The organism is Sulfitobacter sp. HGT1, from assembly GCF_013282155.1.
GTDB lineage: Bacteria > Pseudomonadota > Alphaproteobacteria > Rhodobacterales > Rhodobacteraceae > Sulfitobacter.
In genome coordinates, this window is sequence record NZ_BLWI01000011.1 from 149,855 (window position 1) to 163,491 (window position 13,637).

Annotated in this window: 13 protein-coding genes; 3 read left to right on the top strand and 10 right to left on the bottom strand. The window is 58.2% G+C overall.

Annotated features, from left to right (window positions below):
• Window positions 1–34: 34 nt before the first annotated feature.
• From HGT1_RS12925 to HGT1_RS12955, 7 genes are all read right to left on the bottom strand, one after another.
• The gene (locus tag HGT1_RS12925) at window positions 35–1,411 is read right to left on the bottom strand and encodes a tetratricopeptide repeat protein (protein ID WP_176250369.1); all 1,377 of its coding nucleotides are present in this window, start codon (window positions 1,409–1,411) and stop codon (window positions 35–37) included.
• Window positions 1,412–1,538: 127 nt separating this feature from the next.
• Window positions 1,539–2,534, bottom strand: a complete 996-nt coding sequence (locus tag HGT1_RS12930) for a P1 family peptidase (protein WP_176250370.1) — start codon at window positions 2,532–2,534, stop codon at window positions 1,539–1,541.
• Window positions 2,535–2,599: 65 nt separating this feature from the next.
• Window positions 2,600–3,346, bottom strand: a complete 747-nt coding sequence (locus HGT1_RS12935) for an SDR family oxidoreductase (protein ID WP_176250371.1) — start codon at window positions 3,344–3,346, stop codon at window positions 2,600–2,602.
• A gap of 90 nt (window positions 3,347–3,436) precedes the next feature.
• Entirely contained in the window at window positions 3,437–3,901 is a 465-nt protein-coding gene (locus tag HGT1_RS12940; RefSeq protein WP_176250372.1) for a GNAT family N-acetyltransferase, read from the bottom strand.
• The gene (locus tag HGT1_RS12945; RefSeq protein WP_176250373.1) at window positions 3,898–5,499 is read right to left on the bottom strand and encodes an ABC transporter ATP-binding protein; all 1,602 of its coding nucleotides are present in this window, start codon (window positions 5,497–5,499) and stop codon (window positions 3,898–3,900) included. The genes HGT1_RS12940 and HGT1_RS12945 overlap by 4 nt, the downstream gene beginning before the upstream one ends.
• On the bottom strand, window positions 5,496–6,311 hold the full coding sequence (locus HGT1_RS12950; protein WP_176250374.1) for an ABC transporter permease: 816 nt from the start codon (window positions 6,309–6,311) through the stop codon (window positions 5,496–5,498). Before HGT1_RS12950 ends, HGT1_RS12945 begins: the two co-directional genes overlap by 4 nt.
• On the bottom strand, window positions 6,308–7,255 hold the full coding sequence (locus HGT1_RS12955; RefSeq protein WP_176250375.1) for an ABC transporter permease: 948 nt from the start codon (window positions 7,253–7,255) through the stop codon (window positions 6,308–6,310). Before HGT1_RS12955 ends, HGT1_RS12950 begins: the two co-directional genes overlap by 4 nt.
• A 178-nt stretch (window positions 7,256–7,433) precedes the next feature.
• On the opposite strand from HGT1_RS12955, the gene HGT1_RS12960 reads away from it, so the two are divergent.
• Window positions 7,434–7,880 carry an HdeA/HdeB family chaperone gene (locus HGT1_RS12960; RefSeq protein WP_176250376.1) on the top strand — a complete coding sequence of 149 codons (447 nt, stop codon included), beginning with the start codon at window positions 7,434–7,436 and terminating at the stop codon, window positions 7,878–7,880.
• Window positions 7,881–7,979: 99 nt separating this feature from the next.
• A complete protein-coding gene (locus HGT1_RS12965) occupies window positions 7,980–9,089 on the top strand; it encodes an acetoin utilization protein AcuC (protein ID WP_176250377.1) in 1,110 nt (369 codons plus the stop codon).
• Window positions 9,090–9,098: 9 nt separating this feature from the next.
• Here HGT1_RS12965 and HGT1_RS12970 read toward each other — a convergent pair whose 3' ends face one another.
• Both HGT1_RS12970 and HGT1_RS12975 read right to left on the bottom strand, forming a co-directional pair.
• Window positions 9,099–9,287, bottom strand: coding sequence for a CTP synthetase (locus HGT1_RS12970; RefSeq protein ID WP_176250378.1), 189 nt, complete (start codon window positions 9,285–9,287; stop codon window positions 9,099–9,101).
• A gap of 162 nt (window positions 9,288–9,449) precedes the next feature.
• Window positions 9,450–10,928, bottom strand: coding sequence for an ABC transporter substrate-binding protein (locus HGT1_RS12975; RefSeq protein ID WP_176250379.1), 1,479 nt, complete (start codon window positions 10,926–10,928; stop codon window positions 9,450–9,452).
• Window positions 10,929–11,072: 144 nt separating this feature from the next.
• On the opposite strand from HGT1_RS12975, the gene HGT1_RS12980 reads away from it, so the two are divergent.
• A complete protein-coding gene (locus HGT1_RS12980; RefSeq protein ID WP_176250380.1) occupies window positions 11,073–12,344 on the top strand; it encodes an Hsp70 family protein in 1,272 nt (423 codons plus the stop codon).
• Window positions 12,345–12,347: 3 nt separating this feature from the next.
• Here HGT1_RS12980 and HGT1_RS12985 read toward each other — a convergent pair whose 3' ends face one another.
• Entirely contained in the window at window positions 12,348–13,628 is a 1,281-nt protein-coding gene (locus tag HGT1_RS12985; protein ID WP_176250381.1) for an acetylornithine deacetylase/succinyl-diaminopimelate desuccinylase family protein, read from the bottom strand.
• Window positions 13,629–13,637: the final 9 nt, after the last annotated feature.

The following is a 13,637-nucleotide window of genomic DNA, read 5'->3' on the forward strand; positions in this document are numbered from 1 at the left end:
AAGGCCCGCCCAACGGTATCGTTGTGCGGGTCTTTTACTGTGATGCGACCGATGTGCGGGTCTTTTCCGCGCGGGCACGGGCCTTGGCGGCCTGTTCGGGCAAACCTGTTTTTTCATAGATATCGCCCAAAAGCATGTTCAGCGGCACGCCGTCAGGGTCATAGGTGCGGCGCATCTCAAGCACTTGTTGCGCGGCTGATGCACGCCCGTCGTGAACCAGCGCATCCAGATGGATTTGCTCGAACAGGTCGCGCTGCGCATGGCTGCCGCCACATTCCGCCATGCGGGGCAACGCCTGACCCAACAGCGTGATCGCAGTCGGCCAATCGCCCTTGCTATGTGCGATGATCCCGCGGGCAGCAGGCAGGGCGACTTCTGCCCACGCAATATGATCATGTTGGCGGGTATCTGCGGCGCGGGCTTTGATGGCAGCCATCAGGGACTGTGCCTCCGGTTTGGCTGTGCGACCTAACGCATATAGATATTGCAGGGTCAGGAATGCATTTACCGTATCCTGCCCGCGCAATGCGATGTGATCGGCAACATCTGCCCATCGGTCACCCACGCTGACGCCTGCGAATTCCATCCGCGCCAGCAGCGACACGGCACCGACCTGATCCTGGGAATAGTCTTTGGCCAAGCCCCAGATATGCGTGTCATAGGCGCAGCGCACGTCGTCATGTCGCCCCTGTGACAGATAAAACAGCGCCAGATGCCACCAGTTATGACTGCGCATAAAGGAATTCAGGGGCTGCCATGTGCCAGCAACGCTTTCCAGAAACGCGGCCCCTTCGGATACGCGCCCTTGGGTAAGCATGACATGCGCCAAGGCGTGATGGGCCCAAGGTTCGTCGTGGCGCAGGGACATGGCCCGCCGCGCGGCGGCTTCGGCATCGTCCAGCAGGTGGCATTGTTCATAGCCGAACGCGATCATGCCGTGCACATAGGGGATATCAACGGCGTCTGGCAGGGCCTTGAGGGCAAAGCGCAGCATACCGGCGGCATCACCGGTGTTGAATAGATGATACTGCGCCAGCTTGAGCATGGTGACATCGCGCGGATGGTCGGTGGTAATGGCATCGCATCCTGCCAGCATCGCGGGGATATCGCCATCAACCCATTGACCGATGGTTTCAATCACCTGCGCCTCGCGTTGGGTGCCGGGGTCGGCTGAACGCGCGCGGGCCATATAGGGTGCAGCCTTGGCCGGGGCGGCGGGGGCCTCAAGAAACATCCACAGCATCGCGGCATAGGCATTTGCCAGCCCACAGGCCGGGTCGGCATCGGCTGTCGGAATGATATTCGGGGCCTTCGTCTCATAGGCGATGAAACCGTGAATGAAATCATTGATCCCCTGAAGGGTCTGCGGGTTTTGCGTGGTGATCGGCAGACCGTATAGATCGGTTGTCATACTGCACCCTTTACTAAATGCCCTGTGTTAGAGCCAAAATGCGTCATGATATCGTTCAGCAAGACGCGCAGAACAATCTTGTCATTCCCCGCCAAAGCAAATGCCGGCCCACTTGGGAAGGGAATGCTCAGGCATTCAGATCCCTCCAACACGGCAGCAGGTCACCCGGGGCAGGGGTGGCCTCGTAGATCGCGCGGGCGATTGCACGGGCAAGGCACAATGATGCCGCGTGGCCGATAAGGGCCAGCATCCGATCCTCAACCTGATGACCTGCGGTGCTGAGCGCGAACACCAGATCCCCGTCATGCGGGGTGTGTGCGGGGACTGTTGCGCGGCCAATACCGTCATGGGCTGCAACCGCCATCCGCTTGCACTGCGCCTTTGTTAGGGTCGCATCTGTGGCAACAATCGCAATCGTGGTGTTTTCGCGCGGCGACATTGCTGCGATTTTCCGACTATCAAGGGTAAGCCCCAGGCCGCTGGCGGGATCAGGACCAAGCCCGCCGAATTCGCTGCCCATTTCAAACGGGGCAGCATAAAAATGACGATCGCCGGGGGTTGTCACGGCACCCACGGGATTTGCGGCAACCAATGCGCCAACCATCGTGCCGTCGGGCAATTGCAACGAGGCAGAGCCAAGCCCGCCTTTGACCATAGCGCTGAGCGCGCCAGTGCCCGCGCCAACCGTTCCCAAGGCGAAACTGTCGCTGGCCGCATCAAATGCAGCACGACCAAGGGCGCGGTAGGGGTTTTCGGCCCAGTCTTTCTGGCCGCCGTTCAGCAAATCAAACAAAATTGCGCCGGGCACCAAGGGGATCGTGGCAGGCCCCACCTGAAAGCCGCGACCGACGGCGCGCAGACGGTCAACCACGCCAGAGCAGGCATCCAAGCCGAAAGCAGACCCGCCCGACAGGACCAAGGCATCGACGGCAGCGACGGATTTGTCCGGTGCCAGCAAATCGGTTTCGCGCGTACCCGGTGCGCCGCCCATCACATGGACAGAGGTGGTAAAAGGTGCATCGGCGGTCAAGACCGTGGTGCCGGATTTCAAGGGGTCATCCTGAGCGTTGCCGACACGAAGCCCGGCGATATCCGTAATCAGGTTTTGGGGACCGGTTTTCATGGCTTCGTGCCTGTAGCAAGGGCGGAACGCTCCGCGGGGAGTTTATTTGGCAAAATGAAAATGGCCTAGATACAACGGCCGCCGTCGACTTCCATTGCGACGCCGGTGATCATGCTTGCCTCGTCCGAGCACAAGAACAGGGCAGCGTTGCCCATGTCTTCGGGTTGGCTGAAACGACCGAGCGGGATGGTGGACAGGAACTTGGCGCGCATTTCGGGGGTGTCTTCGCCCATGAAGGTTTTCAGCAGCGGCGTTTCACCCGCAACGGGGTTGATCGCGTTGACGCGGATGCCTTGGGGGGCAAGTTCAACCGCCATGGTCTTTGTTGCGGTGATCATCCACCCTTTTGAAGCATTGTACCAGTTCAGGTTCGGCCGCGGGGACACACCGGCGGTAGAGGCAACGTTGAGGATCACGCCGGTTTGGCGTTGTTTCATATGCGGTACGATGCTGCGGGCCGTCAGGTAGACGGATTTTATATTTACGCGGGTGACACGGTCAAAATCGTCTTCGCTGATCGTCTCGAGGGGGGCAGGCATATGCGAAACGCCTGCGTTGTTGACCAGGATGTCGATATGGCCCCATGCCGCCAGAGCCGCATCTGTCATCGCCTGAACCGAAGCACCGTCGCCCACATCAACCTGTTGGGCAATTGCATGATCGCCCATTTCAATGGCGAATTGTCCGGCTGCGGTGCCATTGATATCGGCGACCATCACGCGTGCGCCTTCTTGCAAAAAACGGCGCACGATGCCGGCCCCAAAGCCGGAGGCACCACCTGTCACGATTGCGGTTTTTCCTGTCAGTCGCATCTTGGGTCTCCTTGTTGGGGTTTGTTGCAGGTATGCTACGCAGGATCTGTGCCGCCGCCAAGTGGCGTGTTGAAGAAGGCGTCGGGGACATCAGGGGCGTTCGATCCGAAAGGTGAAGCAGCCGATCTGCTGCGCCGTTTTGGGTGGGCCTGCTGTGATCTCGCAGACGTTTTCGCAGTCGGAAAGGCATTGTTCCCAGAACGCCATGCCGCCGGGAGAATGGGTGGCCACGCCCAATGTCCAATCGCCGCCAAGGGCGTTGAATATCAGATGCGCGGCCTGTGTGCCGATCCCTTGGTGGCGGTGGTCGGGGCGGATTGTGAATTCTGTCAGCTCGTGGGTGCCATCCGCATGGTTCCATACCAGGGCGAACCCGATGGGCACCCCGTCGAGGTTGATCAGATAGGGGTGCCGGCCCTTTTCGATCCAGTAGCGGTCAAGCGCCGAGGGGTAATAGACCGGCCCATCGGGCAGCAGTTCGGCGAAATACGTTTTGGCCATCGTATCCAACACCGAACGGTTGTGTTCTGGAACGGGTGCGATTGAAAGCGTCACGGGTTAATCCCCCCAAGTTCGGGCAGCACGGGCGCTGCGGCAAGCAGCGCTTGGGTATAGGGATGCCGAGGGTTTTCAAAAACGGTTTCGGTGTCCCCTTGTTCAACGATCTGGCCGGATTTCATCACCAACACGCGATCCGTAATGGTCCGCACCACCGACAAATCATGCGAGATGAAAAGATATGTCAGATCATAGGCTTTGCAAAGATCGGCCAGCAGGTCGAGGATTTGGGCACGCACGGACACATCCAAGGCGCTGACGGCCTCGTCGAACAGGATCAGATCGGGGCGGATGATCAGGGCGCGTGCGATGGCGATGCGCTGGCGCTGGCCGCCGGAAAATTCGTGAATGTATTTGCGCGCGTCATCCGGGGTCAGACCGACAGCGGTCAGGGCCTCGGCTATGGCATTTTCACGCGCGGCACCGTTGGGCGGGTCGGTCAGCAGGTGAAAGGGTTCGGTGATCAGGCGGTCAACGCGGTGACGGGGGTTGAAGCTGCCAAAGGGGTCCTGAAACACCACCTGCATTTTGCGGCGCACGGAAAGGTTCGGCTTGTTTCCGGAAAAAACCGGCTCTCCCTCGAGGGTGATTGTGCCTGACTGGATCTGTTCAAGGCCCAATATTGCCTTTGTCAGGGTCGATTTTCCACAGCCGGATTCACCGACCAGACCCAGACGCTCGCCTCGTTTGAGGGTAAAGGACACGTTATCGACGGCCCTGAATGTGCCGGAACTGCCAAGCACAGTGGTACGGGGCAGACGGTAATCACGGCTGACATTTTGCACCTCAAGCAGGGGGGCGGGTGGTGGCGCGGGGGGCAGTGCAACCTTGTGGTTCGAAGCCGCGAATAGCATTTTCGTATAGGGGTGGTGCATGTCGCGCAGCAGGGATCGGGTTTCGCCTTGTTCGACCACTTCGCCTTTGCGCATGACGACAATGCGGTCAGCCATATCGGCAACGACGGCCAAATCATGGGTGATCATCAGCAGGCCCATATTATCGGCCTTGGCCAGCGATTTGAGCAGGTCAAGGATTTGCGCCTGTGTGGTCACATCCAGCGCCGTTGTGGGTTCATCGGCGATCAGCAACCGGGGGCGAAGGGCAATCGCCATGGCAATGACAACGCGCTGGCGTTGGCCACCCGACAGTTCATGCGGATAGCGGGACAGGGGGAATTTCACATTTGGAAGGCCGACACGTTCCAGGGTTTCCGCCGCCCGCGCCAGCGCATCACCGCGTGAGACTGACCGGTCATGCACACGGATCGTTTCGGCGACTTGATCCCCAATGGTTTGCACAGGGTTGAGCGCGGTCATCGGTTCCTGAAACACCATGCCGATGTCGTTGCCACGGATCGCGCAAAGTTCCTGTTCGGACAGTTTCAGCAAATCCTGATCGCCCAGCATGATATGCCCTTTGGCATGGGCACCCTTGGGCAGCAGTTGCATCGCAGCCAGGGCTGTCATGGATTTGCCCGATCCGCTTTCCCCCGTGACGGCGACGATTTCGCCTTGATCCACGGTGATCGTTACATCATGCAAGATCGGATAGCTGTGGATCGCGACCGACAGGTTGGTGATGCTGAGCAATGTCATACCCGCGCCACCCGCAACCGTGGGTCAAGGTAATCGCGCAAACCGTCACCCATCAGGTTCAACCCCAACACGGTCAGGATGATCGCAAAGCCGGGGATAAGCGCCATATGCGGCGCGATCGACACCAGTGTTTGGGCGTCTGCCAGCATCCGCCCCCATGACGGTGTCGGCGGTTGGGCACCTAGACCCACATAGGAAAGGCCCGCCTCGGCCAGAATACCCAGACTGAACTGGATTGTGCTTTGGACGATCAGCAGGTTGGTCACATTCGGCAGGATATGTTCAACCGATATGCGCGTGGCGGATTTTCCAGCAACTCGGGCAGCAAGGATGAATTCGCGTTCCCAAAGGCTTAGCGCGGCACCACGGGTGATGCGGGCAAAGACCGGGATGTTGAAAATGCCGATGGCGATGATGGCGTTGATCGCGCTGGCCCCGAAGATTGCTGTGATCAGGATAGCAATCACCAGCGAGGGGAAGGCAAAGATCAGGTCGTTGCCGCGCATGATCAGCTCGTCCACCAGCGACCCGCGCCGTGCTGCCGCCCACAGGCCTAACGGTATGCCCAGCCCCATGCCGATGCCAACGGCCACCAGCGCAACGGCGATGGATGTGCGGGCCCCCACCATGATCATGCTTAGAATATCGCGGCCAAAGTGATCTGTGCCCAGCAGATGATCGCCGCCAATTCCCTTTAGCTTGTTGGGGATGTCCATCGCGGTGTGATCAAATGGCGTCCAGACGAATGATACCAGAGCGGCAAGGATGAAAAATCCGGTGAGCGCCGCGCCAATGATCAGATTGCGGTTCATGTGCGGGACCTTAGGCGCGGATCGACGGCGGCATAGGCCAGATCGACCAGAAAATTGACCAGAATAACCGAGAACACCAGCAACATCACAACAGATTCCACGACGATCAGATCGCGCGCGGATATGGATTGAAACACCAGCCGCCCCAATCCGGGCAGGTAAAACACCTGTTCGATGATGATGGACCCCGCCAGCAAAAACGAGAATTGCAAACCGATGATCGTCAGCACCGGGATCAACGCATTGCGCAAACCGTGCCGCCACAGCGCCTGGCGTTCGGTCAAACCTTTGGCGCGTGCGGTGCGCATGTAGTCCTCGCCCAAGACATCCAGCAGCGATGACCGCATCACCCGCGCAAGGATCGCGGCCTGGGGCAAGGCCAGCGCGATTGCGGGCAATGTCAGGGCATGCAGACCGGCCAACAGCCCTTTGTCCCAGCCAACAAACCCGCCCGCTGCAAACCACCGCAGATTGATCGAAAAAATCAGCACCAGCATCATCGCAAACCAGAAGTTCGGCACAGCGACACCCAGTTGCGTGGCCCCCATAACGCCCAGATCCCCCGCACGGCCCCGACGCGAGGCGGCATATATTCCGGCGGGAAAGGCGATCAGCGTGGACAGAGCCAAAGCATAAAGCGCAAGCGGCAGCGACACCCACATGCGCGCGGCGATCATATCAGCGACGGGGGTGCGGTATGTATAGGACGTGCCGAAATCACCGGTCAGCAAACCGCCAACCCATGACAAATACCGTTCGGGTTTTGACGCGTCCAAGCCAAGTTCCGTGCGCAGGGCGGCCAATGTTTCGGGCTGTGCATTCATGCCCAGCATGAACGAGGCAGGATCACCGGGCGCGATTTCGATAACGGAAAAGATGACAAGGGATGCCACAGCAAGGCTGATGCAAAGGGAAAGCAATCGTTTGATTGTATAACGCAACATTTTCACAGGTTAGGCGCGGATTTTGAACGCGTCCAGATAGGAAAGGAATGTCACCCGCTGATTTGGCAGCTTTTAACCATCTGAAATAAAATAAAATTACAGGATGTTCGCAAAAGTTGGAACAATAAGGCAACTGGTCGTGTTGGTAATGCAGAAGTTAGTAACAAGGAGCTTAACGATGACCAATACTTTTAAAACTCTCGCAATTGCCGCCCTGATGGGTACCATTTCCGCACCGGCATTTGCCGCGGCTCACGCCAGCCCGCAGATGACATGTGGCGAGTTCAACCAACTGTCCGAGGAAGACCAAGCGACCGTCGCATCCATGGCGATTGCTGAAATCGACGATGGCTATAACGGCGAATCCCTTGATGATAACGCCCGTGCCACCGATATGTCAGCGGATGTCACCGCTGAAGTCGCGACTGATGGTGTGGCTGTCAGCGATTCGATCATAGACGGCGAAGCCAGAGCGGTAGAGCCAACAGGCGGAAACACCGAAGCGTCCAATGAAACGGCGGAACCGACTGTTGTGACGGCAACAAAGCAGCTTTACCGCATTTGTTCGCTCAACTTTGACGCGACAGTAGGTGAAGCAGCAGCTGGCCTTGTTGGCACCAAGTAATAGCTGTTTGTTAACGAGTTTGAACGGGCGCATTTTTGCGCCCGTTTTTTTGTGAAACATGCCTCGCTATCCGATGCCAAAGCGTTAGATATCTTGGCTATGCGCAGACCAATGTTCATCGGGCACGAAATTTTCCGGGGTTCTAGTTATGGGCGCTGGCACCCGTTGCGTGTGCCGCGGGTATCGACGGTAATCGACCTGTCCCGTGCAATGGGATGGTTGCCTCCATCGCAATACATCACCTCTCCTCGGGCGAAACCAAAGGCCTTGATCGGTTGGCACACGCCAGAATACATCGCAGCCTTGCAGCGCGTTGAAGCGGACCAGAAAGCGACCGCTGATGATTTGGATCGCCATGATATCGGCAGTGTGACCAACCCAGTCTTTGGTGAAATTTTCCGCAGACCTGCCACAGCTGCGGGCGGGTCGATCCTTGCCGGTGAATTGCTGCGCGATGGCGGCGTGATCTATAACCCTGCTGGTGGGACCCATCACGGGATGCCAGACCGCGCCAACGGCTTTTGTTATCTGAACGATCCGGTGTTGGCGATGAAATCCCTGCGCCATCATGGTGTCCGCCGCATCGCCTATGTTGATATCGACGCGCATCATCCCGACGGGGTCGAGGTCGGTTTTGGCGGTGATCCCGACTGCCTGATGATTTCAATTCACGAAGACCGTCTTTGGCCGCGCAGTGGGCCCATCGAAAATGATGCGGGTGGAAATGCGTTTAACCTGCCTGTGCCGCGCGGGTTGAACGACAGTGAAATGGCCCATATCCGCGATCATCTGATCTTGCCCAAGGTTCAGGCGTTCAGGCCCGATGCGATTGTGTTGCTGTGTGGTGCTGATGCCGTGGAGGAAGACCCCCTGTCGCATCTATCACTCTCTAACAACGCGCATTTGGATGTTTTGCGCGGGCTGATGGGTATGGCCCCGCGCCTGCTGGTGCTTGGCGGGGGCGGGTATAACCCGTGGTCGGTCGGGCGGTTATGGACAGGGGTCTGGGCAACTTTGAACGGGTTGGAAATACCTGAACGTCTGCCCGACAAGGCCCAGACCGTGCTGCGCGCCTTGCGGTTTGATGGCAACCGTCGGGGCAAAAACCCGCCCGATCACTGGTTCACAACCTTGCGCGACACGCCGCGCCAAGGGGGCGTTCGGGATGAAATCAGACAGATGGTAAAGCTGCTTGCCGCACGCAGCTGAGGGCAGGCGCTATCGTTTGTTGGAAATAATCGCCCGTGCCACGAAATAGCTGACCGGAATGGCAAGCACCGCACCAATCACGGCCCCGCCAAGAATAGGCGTGAGGGTATCGTAGCCTGAAGCCAGAGCGACAATGATCAAAGAGCCTGCCAAAGATGTTGCGACGATTGAATATAGAATTGATGCAAGGCGTAACATGTCGCGCTCTCCGGTTGTTTGGTTTGTGGGCAAACTATCGGCGGGGCAGGTGGCCCGTCCTTGATGTATATCAACAAAAGCCCGTGTGAATCCCGGCCCCTTTCCCAACGAAAAACGCCCCCGCAAAACGGAGGCGTTTCAATTTCTTTAAAAGACGAAGGTCTATTCAGCCCAGGTTACGCCCGTCAGGTCGGTTGCCTGCGTCGGTGCGTTTGACCAAAGGCCTTGCACCCCGGCCTTGGCGACTGACATGGCGGCCAATTGGAACAGATAGCCGTTCACATAGTCTTGCGAGATCATCTTTTGCGCGTGGCCCAGCATTTCAGTCCGCATATCCGCATCTGTGGTTGCGTTCAATTTGGCCATCAACGCCTGGAAATCGGGGTTGTCATACTGGAAATAGTAATCCGGATTTGCGTAGATTCCGATGTCCATCGGTTCGGTGTGGCTTACGATGGTCAGGCCAAAGTTCTTGCCCTTGAACACAGTCTCAAGCCATTGCGCCCATTCGACATTGTTGATCTTTGCGGTGATCCCCACATCGGCCAGTTGCGCCGCGATGATTTCACCGCCACGGCGGGCATAGGAAGGGGGCGGCAGGTCAAGCGTTGTCTCGAACCCGTCTGGGAAACCGGCCTCGGCCAGAAGGGCTTTGGATTTTTCAGGATCAAACGCGCTGATCGCGGTTTCATCTACATAGGCCGGATTGTGCGGTGCGAAATGGGTGCCGATGGGCGTACCATAGCCGAACATCGCACCGTCAATGATGGCCTGACGGTTGATCGCATGGGCGACGGCTTCGCGCACCTTTACGTTGTCGAACGGCGCTTGCTTGTTGTTCATCGCCAGAATGGTTTCGCCCTCGGTCGATCCGACCAGCACTTGAAAGCGCGGGTCTGCCTCGAATTGGGGCAGGTTTTCAGGGGCGGGGAAGCCAACGAAAACATCGACATCTTCGGCCATCATCGACGCAAAAGCTGCAGTCGGGTCCGAGATGAACTTGAATGTTGCCATGTCCAGCGCGGCAGGCGCACCCCAATAGGTGGGGTTCTTTTCGATCATGATGTTATCGCCCTGCGTCCAGCTGGTGAACTTGAACGCACCGGTGCCGATGGGCAGCTGTTTGATGTTGTCGATGCTTTCGGGTGCCACAATCACGGCATCGCCCCACGCAAGGTTGAACAGCATGTTGCCGTTCGGCTCGCTCAGCTTGATCTCGACCGTTGTGGGATCAATCACATTGACCTCGGAAATGGCACTAAACAACGCTTTTTGCGCGTTGGCGCTGTCTTCGGCCCCGATCCGGTCAAGGCTGAATTTCACATCTTCGGCGTCCATTGTGGTGCCATCGTGAAAGGTCACACCTTCTTGCAGCTTGAACGTATAGGTCAGACCGTCTTCTGAAATTTCCCACGATTTTGCCAGACCGGGAACAACCGATCCATCGCCCATGAACCGCGTAAGGCCTTCAAAAACGTTGGAATAAAGCACCTGATCAATCGCGCCAGCAGCGGCGCTTGTCGGGTCCAGATGTGGCGGTTCAAGTTGCATTGCGACGGTAATGTCGGATTGTGCAGCGGCACCACCGGCCATCAGCGCGGCAGCGCAAGTACCAAGAATAAGCGAGCGAAGGTGAAACATCGGAGGTCTCCTGTTAACTTTCAAAAAAAGTCTATCCAGTTCGAAACGCTTTGACCAGCACTGCCATAACACTAACAAATTTGTATTGTGCCGCTTGCGCTGGCGGTTTATGCGCCACCTTCGCTTATCAGGCAGGGGTGCGTTATGACTGCGGTATCTTCCACATTGGGAATTGATTTCGGGACGTCCAACTCTGCGGCGGGCTATGCCATCGACGGTGTGCCCCGTCTGATTGATGTCGAGGCAGGCGAAAACACCCTTCCCACGGCGTTGTTTTTCGATGTCGAGGAAAAGCGGATCATATACGGGCGCGGTGCCCAAGAAGCGCTGATCGGCGGCGACGAGGGGCGGTATATGCGCGCGCTCAAAAGCCTGCTGGGCACGCCCTTGATGCGCGAAAGCCGGATGTTGATGGGCAAGCGGATGGATTTTGTCGCCATCGTGGCCAGCTTTCTGGCCGAGATGAAAAAACGCGCCGAAGCGGCCACAGGCCAGACATTCGATCGTGCGCTATCGGGGCGCCCTGTGATGTTTCACAGCGCCGATGCCGCGCGCAATGCCCAGGCGTTGGTCGATTTGACCGAATGCTATCACCTTGCCGGTTTCAAAGACGTGCGTTTCATGCCTGAACCCGAAGCAGCCGCCCTGGCCAACCGCGGCGTGCTTGAACCCGGTGATCTGGGGCTGATCGTGGATATCGGTGGGGGTACATCGGATTTTACGCTGTTTCGCCAGCAAGGCGACGCAGGCATTCATATTTTGGCCAGCAAGGGCCTGCGCATGGGCGGTACGGATTTCGACCGGGAGCTCAGCTTGCATCACGTCATGCCGCATCTGGGCATGGGCAGCCAGATCAAACATGTGTTCGGCGATGAAACCCATGCCGCACCCCATGCCGTGTTCACCGATCTGGCGACATGGCAAAAAATCCCGTTCCTTTATACCCGCGAACAACGGCGTGCCGTCGATGATCTGGCGAAATATGCGGTCGAGCCTGATTTGCTGAACCGTCTGGTCAAGGTGCTTGAGGACGAGCTGGGCCACGACATCGCCTTTGCCGTCGAGGCAGGGAAGATCGCGGCGAATGATGTGGCAGCGACCGCGCCGCCCGAAATCAAACTCGATATTCTGGAGCGTGGTCTGCGCGTGCCGCTGCCCCCCGCGATGATGGCCGCGACATTGAATGAAATGGCCAATAGCATCGCGCAGGTTGCCACCGATCTGGTCGCGCAGGCCGACCTTGCGCCTTCGGATGTGAACAAGCTGATCTTTGTCGGCGGGTCGAGCCTGATGGGGGTGATCGACATGGCCATGCGCGGCACCTTTCCGCAGGCTGAATTGCATCGGGGTGCCGCAATGACCGCGATCGTCGACGGGCTGGCAATTGCCGCGTCCCACGCTTTTGCGACGGAATAGAGCCTATTGTTTCGGCAAAAGCAGCGTTTCGAGTGCGGCACCCATCACGCAGGCGCTGTCGATCATATCGTCGATGCCAATATATTCGTCAGGCTTGTGCGCCAGTTCCAAGAGGCCCGGACCGTAGGCGATACAGTTCTTGAGCTTGCCAATCCGGTCGATGTGTTTCTGGTCATATGACCCGGGCGAGGCGACGTATTCTGGCGCTTTGCCCATGATATCCTGAATGGCGCTGGCCACGGTTTGAACGATGGGGGCGTCCCGGTCTGTCATTGAGGGCAGCACCGAATTCAGCTCAGTCAGCTCGTAATCAAAATCGACCCGCGTTTCGCGCAACCCTTCCAGCAGGGCGCGCACTTCGTCGCGCACTTGGTCGAGCGGTTCTTCCATCAGGAACCGCCGGTCAATGGTGATCCGGCAACTGTCGGGCACGCAATGGGCGGGCAGGCCGTCGAAATCTTCGTCGTTTTCCTTTTGACCGCCGTGGATCGAATTGATGTTCATGGTTGAACTGCGCGCCCCTTCGGGGACGACGGGCATATCGGTGTGACGTGCGGCCATGGCGGGGAACAGCTTGTTCTCGAACTCGGACAGGACGGCACCCATGTGGCGCACGGCGCAATCGCCCAGAAACGGCATCGAACCGTGGGCGATTTCGCCCTTTGTCTCGATCTCCGCCCACCAGCCACCGCGATGGCCCAAACAAATCCGGTCTTTCTGCAAGGGTTCGGGGATGATCACATGCTGGACCCGTTCAGGGTTAAAGAACCCCTGTTCCGCCAGATAGGCCACGCCACCATAGCCGCCGGATTCTTCATCTGCGGTGCCGGAAATTTCGATCGCGCCGGAAAATTCGGGATGCGTTTCGATGAACGCTTCGGCGGCGATGATAGACGCGGCCAACCCGCCTTTCATATCGCAGGTGCCGCGCCCGTAAATCTTGCCGTCCGAGATTTCGGCCCCGAAAGGGTCAAACGTCCAGCCTGCGCCGACTTCGACCACATCGGTATGGCTGTTGAAATGCACCGTTTCCCCGGACTGCGTGCCCTCGCGGCGGGCGATGATGTTCCAACGGGGGTATTTCGCACTGTCGCCGGGGGTGCCGTGAGCGCGGATCAATTGCGTCTCGAACCCGTGCTGTTTGAGCCTTTTGTCGAGGTATTCACAGATCAACAGATAGTCGCGCCCCGGCGGGTTGAGCGTCGGGATGCGGATCAAATCCTGGGTCAGCGCGATCAGGTCGTCACGCTTGGCGATAATGGCGGCGGAGAGTGTGCTTGTCATAGGTGCATG